Source organism: Polycladidibacter stylochi (genome assembly GCF_001562055.1).
Classification (GTDB): Bacteria; Pseudomonadota; Alphaproteobacteria; order Rhizobiales; family Stappiaceae; genus Pseudovibrio; species Pseudovibrio stylochi.
The window spans coordinates 34959-58842 of the sequence record NZ_LLWE01000035.1 but is presented as its reverse complement, the minus strand read 5'-3'; the positions used below and the strand labels follow the sequence as shown (position 1 = coordinate 58842).

Sequence of the window (23884 nt, the reverse complement as noted above, 5' to 3'; positions counted from 1 at the left end):
ACTGGATTACCCATAAACCTGATAGAGCATCTAAGGCATGGCGAAAAAACTGCCCCAAGCGCTCAATAAACTAAAGAGTCGTGTACTGTGGAGATCTTGCACTTAAACTGCTTTAACCTATTGTTTTGAAACGTATTTTTACCCGAAAACCGGTAGGCACTTTACGGAAATACGCTCTAAAACCGTGGAGGAAAACCAAGCCTCTCCAAAATTAGAAGTATCATACAACTTGATTTAGGGATTTAAAGCAGACAGTTCAATTAATATGAGCAGCTTTATTACCTCATGACGATATGGGGACTTTGCTCTTCAAGCAAGGCCTCCATATCAAGTGACGGTGCGAATTGCACCAGATGGCATTAATGGTAACGATTATTCAACAGTGACGTGAATTTCGCCCATGCTTGCAGATAGGTAATGGACTTGGTCGCCGTGTTTTAGAAAACGACCTGCTTTTAGTTCTTGTTTTATAAACGATTCAATGACAGCTTCGCGGCCTGTATGCTCGCCGAGAAAACCCAAAGTAAATACATAGCCAATAATGCCTTTTGTGATCTGCCAGGTTGTCGGCGGCATAAAAATTACACCTTCCGGAGTACCGGACATGAGGGTTTGTCCTTGTTTGATGCGCTCACCATCAAGCATTGTGACTCCCTTACCTTGGTAGATGAAGCGGGTGGATGTGGTATCTGCCAATACATGCTTGGTTATGTCTTTGAAGTCGCGGATCATATAACGACCTCTGGAATCTTGGCGGATTGTACCATTCAACTTTGTCATAATCCGCTCATTAGAAACAAAGCCCCGCCAATCTTCTGGCAAAACCAGAAAAGGCCCTGAAGAAAAATAATCTTCGCCGCTCTTCGCCCGCGTAAAGGCGCTTCCACTATCGTAGTTATCAGGATCAATATAACGGGAAAGCATGGAACGATCAGAGAAATCGCCACATAAGAAAAAGAATTTGTTCGCTTTCGTGAAATCATCCAAATTCGCAATAGGACGATCAGCTCGCATACAAATTTCTACCTCGTAATCAAGAAGCACGCCCTTTACATGTTTGACGTTAGAGACAGGTGGGCTGGCAGAACTAAATTTTGGGTAGTGAAAAACCCGGTCAGAATTGGTTTCTTCTGCATGTTCGATAAAGTTTGTACCAGATGAAATATGCCGCCCCAGTGAACTTGCGGCAGCCGAAAATTCACCAATTTCATAGTTTTTGCTCTCCAAAGAGGTACTTGCAGCTATTTCTTTAATGTTCTCAAGACCGTATTGTGTAATTGCATCCAACATATCGGGAAGCTTGGGCGCACCTAAATCAGATAGGTTAACGGCTGTTGTTTTTCCGTTGCTATAAGAGTGAACCAGCAAAAGAGAATGATCGCTTTTCAGGTGCGCAAAGGTAAGTGCCTGCCCTTTAACAGAAACAGCTGGTACCAATTGCTCCTTTTCTGCACTGATTTTATTTTGCCTTGGTTCTTCTGAACAAGCAGAAAGCAACAAGACAAGAGAAAGAACAATTAAATTGTAAAACTTAAACATCAAACACCTTTATCAATTAGACTTAAAAAATATTGGTTATCTCGGAGAAATAGCAAGCATAAATATGAAACAGTACGTTACGTTTTTGAAACACATATAGATTAAACTAGAATAATATTATTATTCAACTACATTTACTTAATTATAATATACGAATATAAATTTTACACTTAGCGTTTACTAGGTAAATAAAAAATATTTAACCGCGAAAGCAATGATGAATCGAATGTTTTAATGGCTAATAATTCACAGCTAATCGCGCTCTTTGGAAGTCATCCCCAATTTCCTATGGAATTATGCTAGACAAGTGCGAATGGCTCTCCTATAAGACGCTCACTTCAACGGCGGGACAAACACTGCCCGTTCGATAAGTGCCCGGATAGCTCAGTTGGTAGAGCAGCGGATTGAAAATCCGCGTGTCGGTGGTTCGAATCCGCCTCCGGGCACCACTTATTCCCGATAATGATTATAGCTAAAGAATAAGCGCGCGTAGGCTGTAAGAAAATATTGCTATTGCAACAACGCCGCCAGCCCATAGCAAGACAAACCAAAAAAGCCTACTTCCAAGCGATGGCTGCACTTGTCCACCTGCCTCTAATTTACTGCTGTCGCGCTTTACCAAAACTGTGTCGTGATGTTTTGTCGGACTTGTTTGCTTTTGTTTCTCCATTGGTTTCCAGCGACTAATGGTAGCCCTCTCCCTTACGCAGTTTGCCCCGAAAGACCCAATAGGCATATCCTGTATATGCCAGGATTAAGGGGATTAAAAAGGCAGCGCCACCTAACAGAAACTTTAGGCTGCTTTCTGGTGCCGCAGCTTGCCAAATGGTGAACTGCATTGGCACGATGAATGGATAGAGGCTCATGCCCAAGCCGATGTAGCTTAAGAGGAAAACAGCCAAGGCACATAGGAACGGTACGTAATCCGGGCCTCTTGATAAACTGCGACTTGCAGTGACAAATAGAGCGATAATGAGCAGAGGCACCGCAAAACTATAGAGTATTGTGCTGCTATCAAACCATATGGTGACAAAATCGGGCCTTATGTACAAAGTGGCGAGACTTACCGCGCCAATACAGCCGATGACCATGAGTAAAGCCAGATTGCTGATTTTGCGAAAGTGAAGGCAAACAGGCCCCTCCAGCTTTAATACAAGCCAAGTGGCACCAAGGAGTGCATATCCAATAATAAGAGAAACCCCAATAAGAACGCTAAATGGCGACAGCCAGTCCCATGCACCGCCACTGAATTGTCGACCGCTAATTTCCAGCCCTTCAATGAGTGCGCCCAGTATCGCGCCTTGTGAGAAGGCTGCTAAAACAGAACCAAAGAAAAAGGAAAAATCCCAAATACGACGGTGATTTAGACCGGCCTTGAAGCGAAATTCAAACGCAACGCCGCGAAAAATCAAGCCCAACAACATTGTAATAATAGGAATGTAGAGGGCTGGCATTATAACTGCGTAGGCCAGCGGGAAGACAGCAAGCAAACCGCCACCGCCCAAGATGAGCCAAGTCTCGTTACCATCCCAAACGGGTGCAATGGTATTCATCATCAGGCTGCGTTCTTCATCGTCGTGGGTGGTTGGGTATAAAATGCCAACACCAAGATCGAAGCCGTCGAGCACTACATACGCAAAGATAGCGAATGCGATTAGAATAGCCCAGATTAGAGCATAGTCAACATCCATGGCTATCACTCCCTTTGTGAAGGGGGGCTAAGTGCGGCAGCAGGTGTTATACCTGCCGAGCGTACGGGAATACCGGTTGGCGGCCCCTTGCTGGCTGTCGGGGGTTTTGCCATCGCTCGCAGCACATAATAAATACCGGTTCCGAAAACAACGAAGTAGACAACCACAAAGGCAGTGAGCGAGCCGGCCAGTGTTGGCGCCGAGATCGGGGCAACGGATTCGGATGTACGTAACAAGCCGTAGACTGTGTAGGGTTGCCGGCCCACTTCTGTGGTCACCCAACCAGCCAGCAGCGCAATAAACCCAGATGGCCCCATGAGCAAGCACATGCGTTGCAGCCATTTGTTTTCGTAGAAATGGCCACGCCAGCGCGCAAATAAAGCCCACAGCCCCGTTAGTAACATGAGGGTGCCAAGACCGACCATAATTCGAAAGGCTGTGAAGACAATCAGCACCGGTGGTCTATCTTGCTTTGCGACATCCTTTAGTCCCGGCACTTCACCATCTAGCGAATGCGTGAGTATCAGACTGGAGAGGTAAGGAATTTCTATCGCATAATGGACCGTTTCGTTTTCTTCATCCGGGATACCAAACAAAATTAACGGCGCACTTTTCTTGCGTTCAAAGTTTCCTTCCATAGCCGCAACTTTTACCGGCTGATGCTCAAGCGTATTGATACCGTGTAAATCACCCGCGACCATTTGTAGGGGGCTGACAACAACAATAAAACCAAGTGCCATGGCGAACATGAGACGACCGCCAGCACTGGCAGTGTTTTTTAGCAGATGATAGGCGGCAACAGCTGCAACAACAAAGGCGGTGGTGAGATAAGCCGCCATGAGCATGTGGACCAAACGATAAGGGAATGAAGGGTTGAATATGATTGCCCACCAGTCCTGCGGAATGAACTGGCCATTTTCATTGAAGGCATAACCTGCTGGTGTTTGCATCCAACTGTTGGCCGATAAGATCCAGAAGGCTGAAAGGGCTGTGCCCAATGCAACAACGAGCGTTGCCAGAAAGTGTAATTTGGGGCCAACTCTATTCATGCCAAAAAGCATAATTCCCAAAAATCCCGCTTCTAGAAAAAATGCGGTGAGCACTTCGTAGCCTATGACCGGCCCAAGAACCGCACCAACCTTGTCGGAAAATACCGACCAGTTGGTGCCGAACTGATAGGTTAACACGATGCCGGAAACCACCCCCATGCCGAATGTTATGGCAAATATTGAAAGCCAGAAGCGGTAAACTTGTATGTAAACCTCTTTCCGCGTCCACAGCCATAGGCCTTCCAGTACAGCCAGGTAACTGGCAAGACCAATTGTAAACGCTGGAAAAAGGATATGGAAAGATACAGTGAAAGCGAACTGCATTCTGGCAAGTTCCAGGGCTGTAAACTCCATAGCTTATCCTTACATCCAATTATTTGCTTCATGCCGTTTGATGTGCGCTTGAAGCAAGCCAACTGATTTGCTCACGAGTTCACCCGAGAAGATGTATCTTCGGCTTGCTGTAATTGTGCTAGATAGGCGCGGACGTTACCTTGACAAGAGTGGTTTACTTCAAAGCTCCTGCCAAGCCCTTAAAAACACCCGCAAAGTTTGAGTGGCAAATATAAATAGATTGAAAATAACTACTTATACAAACTAAGTAAAACAAACGATTATACTTAACTTTCCATATTACTCATTTTCGTAGAATTGATAGGCATTTTCTCGACTTGATACCTGACACTTTTTTATCCAATACAGTAAAAAGTGGGCAAAACCAGATTTTGAGGCAAGGAAACACCATTATAGCAATTACAGATTGTATCGACCTATGAAGGTCGTTGGTGCACGTCGTTGAGCGTGCCGGGTTTGCAATATAAGTTCAATAAAGAGAATGGATCGTAAGTTCATGAAAACACTTGTAACCATCGTATTAACTGCCTTTGTAGTCTACGCATATTTGCAACTATCCATTTTCGTGGTGAAACCGCTTGCAGGTATTCACGAGGGGGAGACTTTAATTATCAAGCGTCAGGAAAACTTGAATTTTATCGATAGTGCAGAAGCTGTTTGTCAGCGCTCGTTAGTAACGACTAACCCTGTTTGTCAGGCAACCGCGCTCTCTTTAATGGTCAATAAAAACAATGTTGTTCTACGACTGCCTTACATCAAGTTCCTGCATGATTTGGTGAGCTGATTTTTTTGACGAGAGCTGTTGCTAATAGCCAATTCACATTCAGGGGCCTAGCCATTTTGGGCCCCTAGTGGTTTAGGCGGGTATGCTTTCATCAATATGAAACAGCTTGCTTGCTTGATCGACATTCAAGGGCTCGGGCCTTGCGCACGTGGTTGTTAGAGAAACATATTCACGTGTTGCGCCTGCTTGCAGTATGGAACTAATGATATCGATTATATGCAGAGCCAACTCTTGGGAACAACGGTGTGCTCTGCCTTGAGTAATTGCGTTGGCCATGTCGGCAAGGCCGCTACAGCGGTAATTGGCAACAGGAATACCGTCACCACTACAGGTTTCATTCAATCGGGACAGCGGATGATCCCAAAGAGGCAAGTTTTCAACCAGCGTCTTGCCATTGGTCAAGCGTAGATCGCCACCAAAGAAGTTGGGATCCGGCAAATGCAGAGTTCCGGTTTCTCCATATATTTCAATGGGCTCGTGAGCTGTTTCCCACACATCCCAACTCATGGTAAGAGTGACAAGAGCGCCACAGTGAAATTCAAGAACCCCATTTACTGTAGTGGGTGTCTCCACTTGAATTTTTTGCCCATATAACAGCTTTGATGTTATGGTGCGCTCTTTTTGCACAATTGATGACATGGCCGCAACCTGGCGAACCGGCCCAAGCAAATTAATAAGAACAGATAGATAATAGGGCCCCATATCAAACAAGGGACCGCCACCGACTTGGAAAAAGCTTGCAGGATTTGGATGCCAGCTTTCCATACCGTGATTGAGCAAGTGGCATGTACCGCCAATGATTTTGCCAAGCGTTCCCTGGTCGAGCAAATGGCGTGCTTGCTGGTTTGCGCCGCCAAAAAAAGTATCAGGCGCAATGCCTAATCGTCGCTGTTGTTTTTCAGAGAGTTCAATTAACTCCAGCGCTTCTTGCTTGGTTAAAGCCATTGGCTTTTCGCAAAAAACGTGTTTGCCTGCCAGTAATGATCTCTTATTGATATCATAGTGCGCACGCGGGGTACTTAAGTTTGCAATAATATCAATGGATGTATCTTGCAGTAACGCTTCAACACTGATCGCTTTAAGGCCGTACTCATTGGCGTATTTACGCGCAACTTCCATATTCAAATCACTGCAGGCAACAATTTCTATACTGCCGAATAATGGTGCCAGTCTCATGTAGGTGTCAAAAATATGACCGCAACCGATAATGCCGACTTTTAGTTTCGTTTGCATTTGGCACCTCATTCCTACACGATTGTTGAATATGAAAACTGCAAATTAAATCCCAAAAAACTATTCCCAAGAGCCGTTGAATAGCTGATTGTAAGAAATATGCTTAGTTACTTAAACGCCGCAGAACCAGGGGCTCTGCGGCGCATACTTTGCAACACGGTTTAAATGCGTTCTTCAGTTTCACCATGGAAAATGGAGGCACAGGCAGGATCAAAACCGATAAGCATCTCATCACCATTGGCAATTTTATCTCGACCATCGATGCGGAAGCGGAAGTTTTGCCCTTCCACATGTGCCCATACTTGTGTGTCGGACCCCATAGGTTCAAACACATCGACGGTGACTTTGGCATTAAACGGTGCCTTTTGGGCTTCCTCGCCATAAACGATGTGCTCGGGGCGAATACCAAAACTGCTTTGGGTTTTGCCTTCCAGGTTTTGACTAAATTCGTAGCCTGCTAATGGAATTTTCGCTTCGCCTACCACAAAGTGCGGCTCGCCAGTGCAGTCCAAAGTACCTTCTAAAAAGTTCATTGCTGGCGAACCAATAAACCCGGCCACAAATTTATTTTTTGGGCGATTATAAATCGTTGCAGGGCTATCAAGCTGTTGAATGAAACCATTTTTCATGATGGCGATACGATCGGCCAATGTCATGGCCTCAATTTGATCGTGCGTCACATAAATCATGGTATTTTGCAGGCGCTTATGCAGCTGCTTTAACTCTACCCGCAGCTCTGTGCGCAGTTTTGCATCCAAGTTTGACAGCGGTTCGTCGAACAAGAAGACATCAGCATCTCGCACCAGCGCACGGCCAATTGCCACACGTTGACGCTGACCACCGGAAAGCTCGGCTGGCTTGCGCTGCAGCAGGTTTTCGATTTGCAGCATTTGTGATGCGTTTTTAATACGCTTTTCTATTTCCTCTTTAGAGGCTCCCGCATTTTTGAGACCAAATGAAAGGTTGCCCTTCACAGTCATTTGCGGATAAAGCGCATAAGATTGGAAAACCATACCAATGCCGCGATCCTTGGGCTCTTCCCAAGTCACGTTGCGACCGTTGATGAAGATTTGCCCTTCTGAAACTTCCAGCAGGCCAGCAATACAGTTGAGTAGCGTTGACTTACCACAGCCGGATGAACCAAGCAGTACCAAAAACTCACCCTGTTCAATATCCAGGTCCAAATCTTGCAGTACTGTTGTTTTGCCAAATCTTAAAACAAGATCCCGAATTTCAATAGAGTTCATGATAATTATCCTTTGACAGCACCTGCGGCGATGCCGCGAACAAAAAACCGGCCGGAGACAAAGTAGATCACCAGAGGCACCATAGCTGTAAGCATGGTAGCTGCCATATTCACGTTATATTCTTTAATGCCCTGAGTAGTATTGACGATGTTATTAAGCTGGACGGTCATAGGGAAGTTGGGTTGTCCGGCAAAAACAATACCAAACAGGAAGTCATTCCAAATACCAGTTACTTGTAGAATAACAGCGACAACAAAGATCGGCGTTGCCATTGGCACAAGTACTTTCCAATAAATGCCCCAAAAACCTGCACCATCAACGCGCGCCGCCTTGAACAACTCTTCTGGTAAAGCCGCAAAGTAATTTCGGAAAATTAGGGTCAAAAGCGGCATACCAAAAATGGTATGTACAAAGATAACGGCCCAGAGTGATCCGAATATACCCAGTTCACGTGTTATAATAACCAGTGGGTACAGCATGACCTGATAGGGTATGAAAGAGCCGAAAATCAGCACTGCAAAGAAAAACTCTGAGCCTTTGAACTTCCAATTCACCAGCGCATAGCCATTTACAGATGCAACTGCAATAGAGACAATTACACTTGGCACTGTAATCTTTACAGAGTTCCAAAAACCAACTTTCAAACCTTCACAATACAGACCTGTGCAAGCACTATCCCATGCTTTAACCCATGGGGCGAAAGTAACCTCGACCGGGGGAGCAAAGATATTGCCCATACGAATTTCGGGCATGCCCTTTAAAGAGGTTACAATCATAATATAAAGTGGCAAGGCGTAATAAATTGCTGCAACAACAAGAATTGAATAGAGCATTATGCGCCCAGGGGAGAAGGCCTTGCGCGGACGCGGACCTTTAGGTTCATTTTTCATCTCTTACCTCAATTCTTATTCTTACGGCCGTATTCCATGTAAAACCACGGAACCATAATAATCAGCACGGTGAGCAGCATCATGGTTGAGGCAGCCATTGCGTGACCAAGGTTTGCGCGTTCAAACAGCCAGTTATAAACGTACATGGCTGGAACATCTGACGCGAAGCCTGGACCACCATTTGTCATGGCAACAACAAGGTCATAAAGCTTAACAATGCCAGCTGCGATAATGACCAAGGAGGTAACAAAAACCCCACGCATCATTGGAATTATGATCATCACGTAAGTTTTCCAGGCGGGAATACCATCAACACGCGAAGCCTTCCAAATCTGGTCATCAACAGCGCGTAGGCCTGCCAACATCAAGACCATAGCAAAGCCAGTGATCTGCCAAATACCGGCAATAGCAATTGCATAAATGACGGTATTTCTGTTTGAGATCAGATCGAAAGTAAAGTTCTCAAATCCCAGTTGGCGGACGAAGTGCTGAATACCAAGACCCGGGTTGAACATCCATTGCCACACCACACCAGTAACAATAAATGACATAGCGTAGGGATAAAGGAAGATAGTTCTAAATATACTTTCAAATCTTATCTTCTGATCTAGTAGAGCTGCCAGTATAAAACCAACAGTTAAAGCAAAAACCAATGTCAAAACACCATAAATTGCTATGTTTTCTACGGCTAAACTCCAACGGTGTGCACCAAAAAGGCGCTCGTATTGGCGAAAACCTACAAAATCAGTAACAGGTAAAGACCTTGACGATGTAAAAGAATAAACAACTGTCCAAATGGAACAACCAATGAAAATGACTAGGGATGTCAGGATCATCGGGATAGCTGCAATCTTAGCTGTAAGATTGCGGAGCCAGAAAGCCTGAGCGCGGCCAGCTGACATGGGGGACCTCCCGGAGCCGGTGCGCTAGCAAACAGCTAGCGCACCCTTTCCTATTATTACAATATTATTCTGCGTATTTGATGATTTCAACAAAGCGTTTTTGAGCTACTTCAACGCTTAAGTCTGGATTATTGAAGAACTCTACCCAGAGATCTTCGAGCTGGCCTTGTGCGTCAGGCGTAAAGGTTTGCTCTTGTGAAGGCATGACGTTATCCGGGTTTTCAAGAATCTTGATACCCTTTTTCATACAGGTGTTAGCTGTATTCAAATCAACGTCACCGCGTACTGGCAAAGAGCCCTTCATCAGATTGAAATCTACCTGTACTTGCTTGGAGAGCAAGAGTGAGGCCAGTTCAAGCTGTGCCTTTACAACCTCAGGCTTATCGCCTTTTGGTTTCGGGAAGAAGAACGCATCACCACCGGTATCCAGAACCGGATTAACGCCAAGACCTGGCAGGCAGTCATAATCTACACCTGCGACTTTACCTGATACGGCAAATTCACCTTGTGCCCAGTCACCCATGATTTGAGCGCCTGCTTTACCGGCAATCACCATATTGGTGGCATCATTCCATGCGCGGCCAACATAGCCCTTATCAACCATTGTACGTGAAGCTGCAATTGCTTCAAACACCTTGGTCATTTCAGGACTTTTTGCAGCTTCTACATCTTTTTCGATGTAGATTTTCTTGTACATTTCAGAGCCACCCATTGCAGCCATAAATGTACCTGCCATACCAACAAGCTGCCAGTTTTCGCCGCCAACGGCCAAAGGTGTTACACCTTTTTCTTTCAGCGCTGGAGCCGCAGCTGCAAACTCTGCCCAATTTGTTGGAACTTTCAGACCATTGTCTTCATAAACCTTACGGTTTAGCCACATCCACTGGAACGAGTGAATGTTTACAGGCACACAATAGATGCGACCATCAATTGTACAAGAATCGAGAAGTTTGCTTGGACGAACAATATCCTTCCAACCTTCCTTCTCGGCCAATTCAGTCAAGTCAGTCATAAGACCTGCGCGAATTAGATCTTCAGCATCGCGGCCAGTTGCAAACTGGGTTGCACCCATAGGGTCGCCACCACCAATTCGGCTAATAATCATAGGACGTGCATTACCGCCACCGGCAATCGCGCCATCTACCCATTTGTGACCAGTTTTATCAAATGCTTCAGCCATCACTTTAACAGCAGCAGCTTCACCACCGGATGTCCACCAGTGGGTGACTTCAAGTTCTACAGCACTTGCAACATTAACGGTGCCAAGAATAGTTGTAGCTGCAAGAAGTCCTTTAAATAGATTCATGGACTAACCTCCCAAAGAAAATCGATTTAGGCCAACCTCCCAGCTGACCGCAACTGAGCCGACCGGCCCTATGAAAACGTTTACATCTTAAAATACAAAATGTGTAATCGTTTACATTTTCAACTTGAACTCGAAGTCATTTAGAGTCAAGTATATTTTTGCAATGCAAATGCCTACCAAAAACAGTAGTAGTGTTAAGATGAGAAAAAATATAACAAAAATACAAGATGTCGCACGTATGGCTGGTGTATCGACAGCAACCGTAAGTCGAACCCTCAGCATGCCGGAAAAAGTTTCGAAAGCAACTCGAAAGGCTGTGTTGGATGCTGTCGAAAAAACCGGCTATCGACTTAACAGTACTGCACGAAACTTGAGGCAACAACGTAGTGGTGCATTGGTTGCTTTGGTGCCGAATTTGGGCAACCCTTTCTTCTCACAATTGCTTGCAGGAATCGAATTGGAAGCTTCCAAAGCCGGTTTGAACCTACTCATTGTCGATAGTATGCAACCTGGAGCCAGTGAAGACCGTGTTTTTCAATACCTCCTTATGAACCGCTGCGACGGTATTATCATTATGGATGGCTCATTGCCGCTCGACAAAGTTAAAAACATTAGCGTTGGCTCTGCGCCACCCAAAATTGTGTGCGCCTGTGAGTGGCTGGAAAATGACCCGTTTCCGTGTGTACGCGTCGACAATATGCATGCATCCAAACTCGCGATTTCGCATTTACACGAATTAGGGCATTGGCGCATTGGTGTGGTTAGTGGTCCTAAATACAATAGGATTTCACAGGCACGATTAGAGGGCGCGTATAAAACCATTGAAGCACTCGGGCTACCTGTTGTTGAGGAGTGGTCTTTTGAAGGAGACTATTCGATTTCCTCTGGTGCGCGTGCCGCTGCGAGCTGGGCAAACCTTTCACGCCGCCCGACTTCCGTTTTCTGTTTGAGTGATGAGATGGCGCTTGGTTTCATTTCTGAATTAAATCACATGGGGTTTAAAGTACCCCTTGATGTTTCTGTCGTGGGGTTCGACGATATTGAGATCGCGCGCCACTATATACCTCCGCTTACAACCATTCATCAACCGCGCACAGAAATTGGCACACAAGCTGCCAAGTTGCTCATAGATTTGATTGCTGGCGATAAAAAAGAAGAGGATGAGAAGATCAAATTTATGCCCGTTAATTTGGTTGTTCGCAGTAGTACTGCTCCCCCAAGAAACAACTGATGGGTGATACGAAACTGTTTGAATCCACTTAACTTTCGAATGTCACTCGCATACGAAATATCGTAAATTTAATTTTGCTAATGCTAAGTGGTTTCACCTGTGACACGCAACCACATGCCTGTAGGGGCTTGAAAGTCTTTTATAAAGTGGAAAAATTACATTACAGCGCATCGCAAAAAAGCTAAGGAATCTGCGGCACACAGTTCCTTTTGTCATTTTGAATTCGTTGTAACCGGATCGAACAGAGCACACCAAATTTAGGAAGTGTTTGTCTGCGGTCAGAAATGCTGAAGCACGTTTAATGGACACAGCAGGGAATAACGGCCAAGCTATGTCCACCTAACGCAGTTTACTCAATACTTTCCGTATATAGAGATGCGTCCACCGCGGACTTTACGTCCAATGTTACTACTGTTAGAGCATCGTCATCTGGCGAGCGGGCAACTTTAAATCCAAGCTTTTTGCACATAGCAAGCATTGTAGTGTTTTCGCGCAAAACCTCGCCCTTTACGGTGGCAATACCATCGGCTCGTGCATAATTGATGATAAGTTGCATTAGGGTCCAGCCCAACCCGTGGCCTTTCAGGTTTGATTTTACCATTACCGCGTACTCGCCAACGGTATGATCAGGATTTGAGTGCAGTCGAACCATGCCAAGCATCTCGTTGGTTTGCGGATCGAATGCAGCAAAGGCAATTGCTCTGGCATAATCAAGTTGCACCAGCTTGGCTAAAAAGCCATGACTGAATTCTTTCACCGGTGCAAAAAAGCGCAATCGCAAATCTTCCTGACTGATGTTTTCAAAGAAAGATTTGGTCAGTTGCTGGTCTTCCGGCCGTATGGGGCGAATAAATACGCTGGCACCACTTTTGAGTTTTTGTGTGTGCTCCCACTCTTTGGGATAGGGCACGATCGAGAGGCGCGACAAACCTTTACGGCCCGGACGCGCGTCGGCCGGTGCAATGGCAATACGGGCATCCAAAACCAGAACCCCATTGTGATCTGTTACCACTGGGTTGAGGTCCAGTTCGCGAATCTCCGGGAAATCCATCGCTATTTGCGATAGTTTCACCAATAAGCCCGAAACTTCTTCCTGATTTGCCGGCGGACGATTGCGAAAGCCCTCTAACAAGGGACGGGCATTACTGCGCTGGACAATACGCTGTGCCAAGTTCATGTCCAACGGGACCAGATCAATGGTTCGGTCGCCCATGATTTCGACAGATGTTCCTCCGCGTCCAAAAACCACAACAGGTCCGAAAACCGGATCATCCGCCAAACCGGCATAGGTTTCCAGCGCTTGGTGTTTGCCTACTTGCGGTTGGATTTCAAATCCATCAATTTTAGCGGATGGGTACTGTTGAGCCAAACGCTCCAGCATAAGTCGTGCCGCCTCTCGCGCGGCCTCAGGGCTATCAAGATCAAGTTGCACGCCGCCCACATCAGATTTGAAAATCAGATCAGGACTGCTTATTTTTATAACCAGCTTGGCATAGACACGAAGATATGCTTTGGCAGCCTCTTGCACCTCGTTAAGTGTTCGCGCAAAGTACATTTCTACCTGAGGAATGTGGTAGGCACTCAGTACATCGCGTATTTCAATGGGAGTCAGCCAGTTTTTACCGAGCTGCAATGCAGTTGATATGGCGCGGCGGGCAATTTTGGTATTGGGCTTGAAACCGGCTGGCAGACTTTCGGGCGTTGCCATAAGCTGCTGCTGCGCTTCTTTGTAACGCACCAGGTGCATAAAACCGCGTACCGCATCGGATGCACTGGCATGGCAAGGAACACCCGCCTCATCCAGTTTTTCGCGCGGCATTTGACCACCACAAGATAGTGCCGCAATAATCGCGGGTTTTTTGCCATAGCCACGTTTACTCTTTTGGCCAACGGCGGCAATGGCAGCCGAAATTCCATGATAATCACTAAATGCATTGGGTGCTGCAACTGCAAGAATGCCATCGCAATTCTTATCCTTCATCAAGATTTCCAAACCTTGATGAAACTCTTCCGGACTTGCATTTTCTGAAAGAATGAGCGGGTTGCCTGAACTGGCATCCAGTCTGGTAAGCGGCCCCAATTCTTCTTGTGTTTGTTCGCTTAACTGAGCGAGTTCTCCGCCCATTTTTTTAAGGCGGTCAGCTGCAAGTGTTGCCAACGAACGCCCGTTAGCCAGAATAGACAGGCGCTTACCACTGGGTGGCTTTACTCTGGTAACGGTTTCAACCGCCTCAAACATTTCGTCTAAATCATCCACACGCAGCACACCGGCCCTTTGTAGGGCCGCATCATATACCGCATCGCGCGTGGCTAAACGACCGGAGTGCGTTACCCCCTGTGGCTGTTGATCGCGCGAAGAGCCTGAGCGAATAATTATCACCGGTTTGGCGCGGGCTGCGGCGCGGGCCGCGGAGAGAAATTTCCTTGGATTCTCAATCGTCTCCAAGTGCATCAAAATCGCTTTGCTGCGGTAGTCCATGGCATACCAGTCCAGCAAGTCGGATATATCAACATCAAGGCGACGCCCCAAGGATATCGCTCCGGAGAAACCAATTCGATTGTTCTTTGCCCATGCTAGAGTTGCGTTAAAAATGGTGCCGCTGCGCGAAATTAACGCCAAATCTCCCTTCAAAGCCTGATCTTGTGTTAACAGCGCACTGAAATTGGCATGCGGCGAGGCCACTCCCAAACTGCCCGGACCTAAAATACGCAGATTATATGGGCGGGCCGCCTCCAGAACATCTTTTTGTAAGCCCTGCTCCCATTGTTCAAAACCGGCGGATGGCAACAAGGCAGCTTTTACGCCCATCGCACCCAACTCTTTGATTTGCTCTAAGCATTGAAAGCGTTCGGATAATAGTATGGCCAAATCAGGTGCGGTTGCTTTTTCGCCTTTCAAAGCCGCTAAGTTTTCATAGGTACGATAGTCTTGTGGAGCGGAATGTTGCTCACTTGAGATAAAAAGTTTTTCTCCCTTAAACCCACTTGCCTCTATGGAATTGAATAGCCGCTCGAGCAACGCATCTTGATGGGAGTTCGGGCCAATGATGCCAATGGACTTTGGGGCAAGAAGACCTTCAAGGTTAAGTATAGTCATGGCCTGTTCCTGTTCAATAGAGCTGGGTAAAGGGCATAGTGTGAGCCATTTCGGAAATATCAAACTTAAAAAGGCGCAGAATAATCCGCGCCTTTTCATAGCAATACGGTGCGTCACTTACCTTGATATGTCGCAAGAGACCCAATTGTTTGGTCTAAGCTAATGTGCCATTAGAACCGGAACTGTCATGCTACCCAGAATATCGCGGGTTGCTCCCCCTACGAGATATTCACGCATGCGGCTGTGGCCGTAACCACCCATTACCAACAGATCAACGTCATTTTCGCTAACGTAATTCAGCAAGGAATCAGCCACAGAAATTGGCGGATTTTGGATAATATCAATCGTGACTTTCAAATTATGACGGGCCAGATATGTAGCGATGTCAGCGCCAGGTTCACCTTCAGCTGCCTGGCCTTTATTCACCATCACGATTGTAATTTTTTCTGCCAGTTCCAATATTGGCAGCGCAGCATGAACAGCGCGTGCCGCGGTTGGGCTGCCATCCCAAGCAACAACAACGTTTTTAGGGCTGAACTTACCTTTACTGATGTATGGAACCAACAGTGTTGGCACACCGGATTCGAACAATAAGCCCTCAATCACCAGCTCGCGCATTGGCTCTGGCATTTCCGGGTTGTCCTGACTGATAACAACGAGGTCTGTCATTCTGGCTTGCTGGAGAATCGGGTCCAGGCTACCACCAGTAATTATTTCGGCAACGCGGGTCTCAAAGGGGATACCCGCCATTTCTGCAGCTTTTTTAAATGTTTGTGCAGAGGCATTTGCAGCATCTACAGCTTGCTTGTGCGCCATTTGCAAGTAATCTGCTGGCATTGGAGCGGCGATGAAGCCTGGAACAATTGGTTCGAAGGCTAAAGAAATACCCGTTGCATGCGCCCCAACTTGCTGGGCAAACTCAACGGTTAATTTCGTAGCTGGTTGCTCGCCATTCAAATCAACAAGAGTGACGATATCTTTGATGGCCATGAGGAAGCTCTCCTTGCCTGCTGCATCAATGGAACAATCATTTTTGATTGTTCTATTAGTAAGTCTAAGTCGAAATTTCGCAGACCTCCTTGATAAATATCAAGGAGGATCTTTACGATAACCCTATGAAATACATAAATAATTTAAAATTATACTAAGGTATTAGTTTGGCATATACGCGTTAAGAATGGTGTAAAACTGCACTAAGGTCAAGACAATGCAGCAGACTTGCTTGCTTTCGCCCCAGCTGAAGGTATTTGCTTTCGCTCTACATTTATTCCCCATAACAGCAGGCAAATATTAAAGCCGAACAATATCCATTGTGGCAAACTCATTATTTCACCAAGCCATGAAAAACCTAGAATTATAAACAGTGCAGAGAAGCATAATAGCTGAACTATGCATGTCCAACCGAGAGTGACAGCGCTTTTATTCAAATAAACAGTCGTGAGTAATGCGAGGCCATTTACTGTGAAGAGAACAGTAATAGCATGCCAAATTACAGCATATAGTGCTTTTTGCTCGTTAGCATTTTGTATTGGTATATCCGCTTGCAAAATAAGGTTTAAATACTGTGGGCCTCCAGCCACTGCGTGAATGAGCGCTGTTATAATTAAAGTAAGCGCTGCAGCTATCATTGGTTTATTCATCTGTCGCTCCTTAAATTACTCTTAGAATCCATCTAAGGTGACACAATATGTAATGGTTTACAATACGTATGCGTATGTTTTGTATTTCATTAAATAAATCAATTGATTACCCTACTCTATACTAATCATCATTATTGCGTTATATTAGGGTATGCTGGACTTTTAAAAATTTTAGGGACTATGCCAGAAAACAGGATCAACAAAAAACACGGACGCGGCCCACGCCTAACGGCGCAAGACTGGATTAAGCACGCGTTTAAGTCGTTAAGTGCGAAGGGTCCTTCTGCTGTAAAAATCGAGGCTCTAGCGCGGTCAATCGGCGCAACCAAAGGCTCGTTCTATTGGCACTTTGCCAACGCAGACGCTTTGCGCGATGCCATGCTCAACCACTGGCAAGAACGGTCCTTGGATGCAGTTGTGCAGGAAGTCAACGAACTGCCAATGCAGCCGCCGAATGCGGGCCTTGTGATGCTCATTGATATTATTGCTAATTATCCGCTACACGAATATGGTGGCATTGGTTCTGAGCCGGCGCTTAGAGATTGGGCACGGTTTGATCCGGTGGTCGCCGAACGTTTGCAAGCGGTTGATAATGCGCGATTGGCCTTTTTAGAGAAACATTTTTCGTATGGAGCTAACATTAAGGAAGACGGTGCACATGAGGCAGCCGAGCTGTTTTATGCTGCCTACCTAGGCTTATTGCACATGAAACAAACGCCAGAGCAAATGCGTAAGCCGTTACTAACACTAGTTGAATTGCTATTTCAGCACAATAACGCAATATCAGAAAACAATTAGAACGCTCAATACCCTAAACCTTCGTCTAAGTTATAAATAATGGGCTTCACTTTCGCAGCGTAACAAGCCACTCTTGATGTAGGTATTTATACTTTAATCTGGCAATTTGATAGCATACCAGACAAGGTGATAAAGGGGGTTTGGATGAAGCAAAAGGCTTTAGGAGGCGTATTGGCGCTGATGTTTGCAAGTGGTTTGAGTGCTGAGGTATATGCTGCAACCACCACATGGAATGTCTCACTATGGGGGAAACGCCGCGCCTTTACCGAACACGTTGAAAAGCTCGCCGAAGAGGTTGCGGCCCGCACCAATGGCGATTTTGAAATCAAGCTGCATTACGGCGGCGCACTCTCCAAATCCCGCGAAAATTTGGATGGTATTTCCCTTGGTGCTTTCGAGATGGCGCAGTTTTGCGCCTCCTATCACCCGGACAAAAACCCGAGCCTTTCCGTAACCGAGCTGCCATTTTTGGGCGTGCCCGATCTTGAAACGCAGGTGAAGGTTGATAAGGCGCTTTATGCGCATCCAGCCGTGCAAGAGGATCTGGCCCGCTGGAACGCCATACCGCTGATGTCCTCGCCCATGCCGCAATATAACTTCCTTGGTAAAGGTGATGCGCCGCAAACAGTCGCCGATTTTGAGGGCATGCGCGTGCGGGCTCTGGGTGGTATCGGCTCTGCCATGAAAACCGTCGGCGCTGTGCCAACTTCTGTTACCGCGGCCGAGGCCTTCCAAGCGCTAGACAGCGGCACCGTGCAGGCAATCGCCTTTGCACCCCATGCGCACCTTGCCTTTAAAACCATTGAGGCGGGTAACTGGTGGACCACCAACTTAAATCCCGGCACTGTGAATTGCCCGATCGTGGTCAATAAAGACGCCTATGATCTGCTCCCGGACGCACATAAAAAAGCGCTAATGGACAGTGTTGATCCGGCGATTGATCACTATTTGGCGACCTATGCAGCGGTCTATGACAAATTCTATCCTGAGCTAGAAGCACAAGGTGTGAAGCAGATTAGCTATTCCGATGAAGAGCTGGCAGCCTTTAAGGAAAAAGCAGGCAAGCCTCTTTGGGATGCTTGGATTGTAGAAATGGACGGCAAGGGTATACCAGCCAAGGAACTGCTGGAGCTCGTGCAAAGCACCATGGCTAAGTAAGGCTAGGCTAGTTTGAACAGTTTCCCCTGCACAAGTCACTTTGCTTGTGCAGGGTATCAGCGCCGCTGCCGCAAACGAGCTATGCAGCGGTGTTTGTCGTTCTAGCTTTGCTTCAGCATTGATCGCAGTAGGCCTAGTTCTCAATCCAAAAGGCAACCATGGCAACACCTCAACTGGATGCTCCGCAAACGAGCAGCGCCCCGCCCGCATCACTAATCGATCGGTCGGTGACATTCGCCGAAAACCTACTTAACCTCATTGCCGCAACCAGCATTCTCTTGTTGATGCTGCTGGCTGTAGCGCAAGTGGCGGGGCGCAATCTTTTCAACGCGCCAGTGCCGGGTTTTATCGACATTACCGAGCAAGCCATGGCGGTTTTCGCTTTTCTCGGCGTGGCGTTTTGCCAGCGCCTAGGTGGCCATATCCGTATGGAGTTGGTGTTGGGTGCCTTGAAAGGCCGCATACTGTGGCTGGCAGAGGTGTTCGGCGTGTTGATTATGCTTCTTGTGGTGAGCGCGCTTGTCTATGGCAGCTATTTTCATTTTGAGCGGGCTTGGGAGTTTGGTGACAGCACCATCGATATTTCCATACCCACATGGCCCTCAAAAGTGTTGGTGCCCTCTGCACTCTCCATTCTGTGGCTGCGCTTGGCTCTGCAAATAGTAGCCTATTGTAAGCTGGTTCTTGATCCCTCGCGCCCGATCGGCGATCTGCCACACACGCAAAACGCAGCAGAACATGCCGCCGCAGAGATTGAAGATGCGTTTTTGCAAACCGATATGCACCTGCACTCAGCCAAGATAGAGCCTCACCAATCAGCAGCACAACAAAAACAGGAGGCCTGAGCCATGACACCGTTTGATATTGGCCTTCTCATGACAGGGGTACTGCTTGTCCTTGTTGTGCTGGGTGTGCGGGTGGCTTTTGCAGCGGCTTTTACCGGCCTTGCGGGCATGACAATATTGTTTGCCATGCGTATGGGCTTTGAGCGCGGTGCTCTTACGGCCATCAAAATGGCTGGCACCATTCCGCATTCTAAATCTGTTACCTATGCGCTTTCAGTACTACCAACATTTATCCTGATTGGCTATCTGGCTTATTATGCGGGACTGACAAGACAGCTATTTGATGCCTCGAAAAAATGGCTTGGTTGGCTGCCCGGCGGCATGGCGATCGGCACCGTTTTCGCCACTGCTGGCTTTGCCGCTGTCTCTGGCGCGTCTACGGCAACCTCCGCGGTGTTTGCGCGTGTGGCGATACCTGAAATGCTGGAGCAAGGCTATTCCAAGCGCTTAGCTGCGGCAGTGGTCGCCGCTGGTGGCACGCTCGCCTCGCTTATCCCGCCCTCGGCAATTCTGGTGATTTACGCGATCTTGGTGGAAGAATCCGTTGGTAAGTTGCTGATGGCAGGCTTTTTGCCCGGCGTGGTTTCCGTGCTGATCTATGTGGGGATTATCATGTTCATGGCCAAATGGCAGGGCGGTGCCCCCTCTATCGGTGGTTTCAGCTGGGCGGAGCGGTTTAAGTCCGTACCTGGAACCCTGCCAATCATCGGTGTGATCCTGATTATCTTTTCAAGCCTATACTACGGGTTTGCAACCCCCACCGAAGCGGGCTCACTTGGCGCATTTGTGGTGCTTATCACGGCATTCGCCAAGGGCATGCACTTGAAGCAACTCTTTCAGGCCCTTCATGAAACCGCCAAGCTCACAGTGATGATTTTTACACTCATTTGGGGCGTGCTCGTATATGTGCGCTTTTTGGGCTATGCAGGCCTGCCAGAGGCATTCAAAGGTTTCATCACCTCGCTCGATTATCCGCCAATGATGATTATCGTTATGATCCTGCTGGCCTATGCGGTGCTTGGCATGTTTATGGATGCCATTGGTATGCTGGTGCTGACCTTGCCCGTCGTGTTTCCAGCGATCATGGCGTTAAACGGTGGCTTGGATGTGAGCGCGGCAGATAGTGTGCTTGGCATGTCCGGTGCCGCCTGTGCCATCTGGTTTGGTATCATCGTGGTGAAAATGGCGGAGCTCTGTCTGATCACCCCGCCCATTGGCCTAAACTGCTTTGTGGTCTCCGGGGTGCGCCCGGATATTCCGGTGCAGGATGTGTTTCGCGGCTGCACGCCGTTCTTTGTGGCCGATGTGCTAACAGTTGCCGTGCTCGTGGCCTTTCCCGCCATTATCACATGGCTCCCCTCGCTTATCTAGGTAAGCAAGCGGTAGGCGGGGCTGTGGCCCATGGTTTATGCATAGCCAATAGTGAAGAATAATCAGCGCCCGTAGAATGCTTATAGTGCTGGTGGGAATCTTTATTGGGAAGCAGATAAATGGCGCTAGCTTTTAATCATGGAAGGTCAATTCCCCAACTGCTCTTGAGTATTTCAAGGTTTGCGGGACAGCTATTTTCATTGTTTTTGCTACTCGCAATAGCCTTGGGCACGGCCCAAGCCAATTGCAGTATGATCCACTCATTTAAGAGCAATATGGTGGAGCCCAATGAATGGCCAGCAAAGGTACTCATTGTGCCATTTGGTGCTAAAGGCGTGCAAAGTAGCCAGCACACCATTAAGCTAAAAAACGTGGTTTTCCGTCATGTGCCAGCGGGTGATTATATCATCGGCGTTGTGAGTAAGGGGCATAAGCGATATTTCAAGCGGATTACACATGATTGTAGCCAAACGGCAAGTTCTCGCCGACATTTACATTTTTTAAAGCGCACGCCAAAACCGATTAAATCGGCACTCATTCAGTTACCTTTTTCCAACAAACAACAGCGTATTTCCTATACGTTGCGTAATGGCCGCGCCATTGCTATGGGCGATGTTGACTTAGGCTTAGAGGCTGATTTACTTGCCCAAAACGCGAAGGGTGTGCGCAGCTCGATTTATACGGGCCATTCCAATTTTGCCGGCAAACGCCTTGCTCCCACACCTTATACCAGTATGGTACAGCTAAATCTGGACGGTACACGCACCCAGCGACAAGGATTGGTGTGGGCGGCGGATTCGCGGCTTTTATGGCCCAACGGGGTGGTGCGCTACGAAATAGAGAAATCGCATTTTACAGATGATCAGCAGGCATTTATTCGCAGTGAAATGACCGCGATAGAGCTGCAAACCAATATTACCTTTCTCCCCCATGACCATGTACGCCACGGACAAATAAACGATCCGCAAGACGGCAATTTGGTGCGAATTGTAAAACACAACAGTACCGGCTCTTGCGGCAGCTCGGCCATTGGCATGGTGGGCGGCGTTCAATTGCTGGAACTGCGGCCCGATTGCATTGGCCGCGGCAAGCGCACCGTACAGCACGAGTTGTTGCATGCGCTTGGAGTTTATCACGAGCATGTGCGCCCCGACCGTAACATGCACGTGACGTTTCATCGCGAAAATCTTGATGGCTCATTAGAGGAGCACAACTTCACCAAGTTGGAAAATGTGCCCTACTGGGGGCCTTATGATTATGAGTCGATTATGCATTACCGTAGCGACTCTGGGGCCAAGAAGGGTACCAAAACCCTGAGCTGTGTCTCGGATTGTAATGGTAAAACCATGGGCGGGACCATTTTAAGCAATAGTGATTTGGATGGACTGCTAGCCATGTATCCCGGTTTTTACTCGGCCATAGGGGGGCGAGAATGGGGGGATAAAATCTCCACCACCGACATTGCTGTCGGCGACATTAACGGTGATCGTCAGCCAGAGGTGGTGGTGGTGCGAGATGCTAAAAAGCAAGGGTTGGCGCGTATCCAGATTTATGAGCCCTGGAACAACTGGCAGCCTATGCGCGGTCAGTGGGATGATGGCCGTGGTTGGGGCGATGGCGCTTATGCCACCTCTGTTTCTTTAGGTAATATCGATGATGACCCAGAGCTGGAGCTGGTGATTGGGCGCAAGCAATCGGTGAATATGCGCGCAATCATTTTTGATTATAAAAACTCTGATCCTGCAAAAGACCTAGAAAAAGGCAAGCTTGAAGTTAAGCAAAAAATTGGTGAGGGCTGGGCAAAACAATACCATGTGCGGCAGGTGATGTTTTATAATTTCGAGCAAGGCTTTTTGGGGGATGACCATAAGGACGAGCTTGTCATTGTTAGTAATGCCAAGAATCGCGGGCAACCGGCAGAAGAGAGTGCTCGCCGTCCCGATAGTCTTATGGTCTATAAGCTTTCGCGGCAAGATAACACGTTTGAGCAAACGGCGCATGCCAGAGGAGCTTTCCCAGGCATTGGAATTAATCGAGTTGCCGTTGGAAACCTGGATGGCAAAGGGGAGCACGAGTTTGTCATTGCAACAGATAGCACCAAGCAAGGTCAGGTACGCTATGCGTTTTTAAGGTTGTTAAGGCACATGTTTGCCGGTAGCACGCAAAGGCTTCGCAATTTCAGCGATGGTGGCCACGGATGGGGCGATACGGCCATGGCGACAGATATAGCTATTACCAGTGGTCCGGATTTTGATGGAATGGTGCCGCAGGTTGCGATTAGCCGAAGGGCAAGCATCAATAACCGCGTTTTTCTGTATCACTATGACGCTTTTGAAGACGAGATGCAAAACCATGGTGTTATTGGTGCGAACTGGCTGGATCGAGAGTGGGTTAACCGACTAGCCTTTATGGACTTTGATAGGGATGGCGATGAAGATTTATTACTGGCAAAAGCCTACCCGACCCTCACTAAAAAACGGCGATTGACCCTTATGCGCCGCACTAATTCTGGCGGCTATACGGAGAGTTTGTCCGAGTTCTACCCCCTACACAGTGATCAAAAAATAACGGCTCTGGTGCCCGCTGATGTGGATGGTAATGAGGAGTTAGAACTGGTGATCGGCAATTCTTACGATAACAAGTTTATTCTCTCCGGATCGGGTGGCTTGGGCGGCAACGATAGGAATGATGCTGACGGCCCTATTATCCAAAACCCTTTTGCCAAGCGATTTGCCGTTGTGAATTGAGT

Annotated in this window: 18 protein-coding genes and 1 tRNA gene; 8 read left to right on the top strand and 11 right to left on the bottom strand. The window is 47.4% G+C overall.

The annotated features are described in order from the left end of the window. Positions 1 to 372 precede the first annotated feature (372 nt). Positions 373 to 1539, bottom strand: a complete 1167-nt coding sequence (locus AYK67_RS14605; protein WP_068088395.1) for a fumarylacetoacetate hydrolase family protein — start codon at positions 1537 to 1539, stop codon at positions 373 to 375. Positions 1540 to 1912: 373 nt separating this feature from the next. Between AYK67_RS14605 and AYK67_RS14600 the strand changes: the two genes are divergently transcribed. Beyond that, positions 1913 to 1988: transfer RNA gene (locus AYK67_RS14600), tRNA-Phe, on the top strand. 234 nt (positions 1989 to 2222) lie between these two features. Here the strand turns inward: AYK67_RS14600 and cydB are convergent. Both cydB and AYK67_RS14585 read right to left on the bottom strand, forming a co-directional pair. Then, positions 2223 to 3230 (bottom strand): cytochrome d ubiquinol oxidase subunit II, encoded by a 1008-nt coding sequence (cydB, locus tag AYK67_RS14590; RefSeq protein ID WP_068088389.1) that lies wholly within the window; start codon positions 3228 to 3230, stop codon positions 2223 to 2225. Positions 3231 to 3235: 5 nt separating this feature from the next. After that, positions 3236 to 4633: a cytochrome ubiquinol oxidase subunit I gene (locus tag AYK67_RS14585; RefSeq protein WP_068088386.1), complete on the bottom strand. Its 1398-nt coding sequence runs from the start codon at positions 4631 to 4633 to the stop codon at positions 3236 to 3238. A gap of 496 nt (positions 4634 to 5129) precedes the next feature. On the opposite strand from AYK67_RS14585, the gene AYK67_RS14580 reads away from it, so the two are divergent. Continuing rightward, positions 5130 to 5417 (top strand): hypothetical protein, encoded by a 288-nt coding sequence (locus AYK67_RS14580; protein WP_156453182.1) that lies wholly within the window; start codon positions 5130 to 5132, stop codon positions 5415 to 5417. A gap of 72 nt (positions 5418 to 5489) precedes the next feature. Here the strand turns inward: AYK67_RS14580 and AYK67_RS14575 are convergent, their stop codons facing one another. From AYK67_RS14575 to AYK67_RS14555, 5 genes are all read right to left on the bottom strand, one after another. Then, a complete protein-coding gene (locus AYK67_RS14575) occupies positions 5490 to 6650 on the bottom strand; it encodes a Gfo/Idh/MocA family protein (RefSeq protein ID WP_068088380.1) in 1161 nt (386 codons plus the stop codon). Between the two features lie 161 nt (positions 6651 to 6811). Further along, positions 6812 to 7897, bottom strand: coding sequence for an ABC transporter ATP-binding protein (locus tag AYK67_RS14570; RefSeq protein ID WP_068088376.1), 1086 nt, complete (start codon positions 7895 to 7897; stop codon positions 6812 to 6814). A gap of 5 nt (positions 7898 to 7902) precedes the next feature. Further along, positions 7903 to 8787, bottom strand: coding sequence for a carbohydrate ABC transporter permease (locus AYK67_RS14565; protein WP_068088373.1), 885 nt, complete (start codon positions 8785 to 8787; stop codon positions 7903 to 7905). A gap of 8 nt (positions 8788 to 8795) precedes the next feature. Beyond that, entirely contained in the window at positions 8796 to 9689 is an 894-nt protein-coding gene (locus AYK67_RS14560; protein WP_068088370.1) for a carbohydrate ABC transporter permease, read from the bottom strand. Positions 9690 to 9753: 64 nt separating this feature from the next. Continuing rightward, positions 9754 to 10995: an ABC transporter substrate-binding protein gene (locus AYK67_RS14555; protein WP_068088366.1), complete on the bottom strand. Its 1242-nt coding sequence runs from the start codon at positions 10993 to 10995 to the stop codon at positions 9754 to 9756. A 199-nt stretch (positions 10996 to 11194) separates the two neighbouring features. Here AYK67_RS14555 and AYK67_RS14550 point away from each other — a divergent pair, with 199 nt between their 5' ends. After that, entirely contained in the window at positions 11195 to 12226 is a 1032-nt protein-coding gene (locus tag AYK67_RS14550; protein ID WP_068088423.1) for a LacI family DNA-binding transcriptional regulator, read from the top strand. A 349-nt stretch (positions 12227 to 12575) separates the two neighbouring features. Here AYK67_RS14550 and AYK67_RS14545 read toward each other — a convergent pair whose 3' ends face one another. From AYK67_RS14545 to AYK67_RS14535, 3 genes are all read right to left on the bottom strand, one after another. Then, positions 12576 to 15323, bottom strand: a complete 2748-nt coding sequence (locus AYK67_RS14545; protein ID WP_068088363.1) for a bifunctional acetate--CoA ligase family protein/GNAT family N-acetyltransferase — start codon at positions 15321 to 15323, stop codon at positions 12576 to 12578. A gap of 159 nt (positions 15324 to 15482) precedes the next feature. Continuing rightward, positions 15483 to 16313 (bottom strand): universal stress protein, encoded by an 831-nt coding sequence (locus AYK67_RS14540; RefSeq protein ID WP_068088361.1) that lies wholly within the window; start codon positions 16311 to 16313, stop codon positions 15483 to 15485. A gap of 209 nt (positions 16314 to 16522) precedes the next feature. After that, the gene (locus AYK67_RS14535; RefSeq protein WP_068088358.1) at positions 16523 to 16963 is read right to left on the bottom strand and encodes a hypothetical protein; all 441 of its coding nucleotides are present in this window, start codon (positions 16961 to 16963) and stop codon (positions 16523 to 16525) included. A 180-nt stretch (positions 16964 to 17143) separates the two neighbouring features. Between AYK67_RS14535 and AYK67_RS14530 the strand changes: the two genes are divergently transcribed. The 5 genes from AYK67_RS14530 (at position 17144) to AYK67_RS14510 (ending at position 23882) form a co-directional block, all read left to right on the top strand. Further along, positions 17144 to 17761: a TetR/AcrR family transcriptional regulator gene (locus AYK67_RS14530; protein WP_068088355.1), complete on the top strand. Its 618-nt coding sequence runs from the start codon at positions 17144 to 17146 to the stop codon at positions 17759 to 17761. A gap of 144 nt (positions 17762 to 17905) precedes the next feature. After that, positions 17906 to 18919 (top strand): C4-dicarboxylate TRAP transporter substrate-binding protein, encoded by a 1014-nt coding sequence (locus tag AYK67_RS14525; RefSeq protein WP_082735848.1) that lies wholly within the window; start codon positions 17906 to 17908, stop codon positions 18917 to 18919. Between the two features lie 158 nt (positions 18920 to 19077). Then, positions 19078 to 19764: a TRAP transporter small permease gene (locus tag AYK67_RS14520; RefSeq protein WP_068088352.1), complete on the top strand. Its 687-nt coding sequence runs from the start codon at positions 19078 to 19080 to the stop codon at positions 19762 to 19764. Positions 19765 to 19767: 3 nt separating this feature from the next. Further along, a complete protein-coding gene (locus AYK67_RS14515; RefSeq protein ID WP_068088351.1) occupies positions 19768 to 21135 on the top strand; it encodes a TRAP transporter large permease in 1368 nt (455 codons plus the stop codon). 275 nt (positions 21136 to 21410) lie between these two features. Then, positions 21411 to 23882: a M12 family metallopeptidase gene (locus AYK67_RS14510; protein ID WP_162265119.1), complete on the top strand. Its 2472-nt coding sequence runs from the start codon at positions 21411 to 21413 to the stop codon at positions 23880 to 23882. Positions 23883 to 23884 lie beyond the last annotated feature (2 nt).

Bases quoted from the DNA above. Each gene is read 5' to 3' on its own strand.
- AYK67_RS14605 (WP_068088395.1), bottom strand. From the start codon at position 1,539: ATGTTTAAGTTTTACAATTTAATTGTTCTTTCTCTTGTCTTGTTGCTT.
- cydB (WP_068088389.1), bottom strand. From the start codon at position 3,230: ATGGATGTTGACTATGCTCTAATCTGGGCTATTCTAATCGCATTCGCT.
- AYK67_RS14585 (WP_068088386.1), bottom strand. From the start codon at position 4,633: ATGGAGTTTACAGCCCTGGAACTTGCCAGAATGCAGTTCGCTTTCACT.
- AYK67_RS14580 (WP_156453182.1), top strand. From the start codon at position 5,130: ATGAAAACACTTGTAACCATCGTATTAACTGCCTTTGTAGTCTACGCA.
- AYK67_RS14575 (WP_068088380.1), bottom strand. From the start codon at position 6,650: ATGCAAACGAAACTAAAAGTCGGCATTATCGGTTGCGGTCATATTTTT.
- AYK67_RS14570 (WP_068088376.1), bottom strand. From the start codon at position 7,897: ATGAACTCTATTGAAATTCGGGATCTTGTTTTAAGATTTGGCAAAACA.
- AYK67_RS14565 (WP_068088373.1), bottom strand. From the start codon at position 8,787: ATGAAAAATGAACCTAAAGGTCCGCGTCCGCGCAAGGCCTTCTCCCCT.
- AYK67_RS14560 (WP_068088370.1), bottom strand. From the start codon at position 9,689: ATGTCAGCTGGCCGCGCTCAGGCTTTCTGGCTCCGCAATCTTACAGCT.
- AYK67_RS14555 (WP_068088366.1), bottom strand. From the start codon at position 10,995: ATGAATCTATTTAAAGGACTTCTTGCAGCTACAACTATTCTTGGCACC.
- AYK67_RS14550 (WP_068088423.1), top strand. From the start codon at position 11,195: ATGAGAAAAAATATAACAAAAATACAAGATGTCGCACGTATGGCTGGT.
- AYK67_RS14545 (WP_068088363.1), bottom strand. From the start codon at position 15,323: ATGACTATACTTAACCTTGAAGGTCTTCTTGCCCCAAAGTCCATTGGC.
- AYK67_RS14540 (WP_068088361.1), bottom strand. From the start codon at position 16,313: ATGGCCATCAAAGATATCGTCACTCTTGTTGATTTGAATGGCGAGCAA.
- AYK67_RS14535 (WP_068088358.1), bottom strand. From the start codon at position 16,963: ATGAATAAACCAATGATAGCTGCAGCGCTTACTTTAATTATAACAGCG.
- AYK67_RS14530 (WP_068088355.1), top strand. From the start codon at position 17,144: ATGCCAGAAAACAGGATCAACAAAAAACACGGACGCGGCCCACGCCTA.
- AYK67_RS14525 (WP_082735848.1), top strand. From the start codon at position 17,906: ATGAAGCAAAAGGCTTTAGGAGGCGTATTGGCGCTGATGTTTGCAAGT.
- AYK67_RS14520 (WP_068088352.1), top strand. From the start codon at position 19,078: ATGGCAACACCTCAACTGGATGCTCCGCAAACGAGCAGCGCCCCGCCC.
- AYK67_RS14515 (WP_068088351.1), top strand. From the start codon at position 19,768: ATGACACCGTTTGATATTGGCCTTCTCATGACAGGGGTACTGCTTGTC.
- AYK67_RS14510 (WP_162265119.1), top strand. From the start codon at position 21,411: ATGGTGGAGCCCAATGAATGGCCAGCAAAGGTACTCATTGTGCCATTT.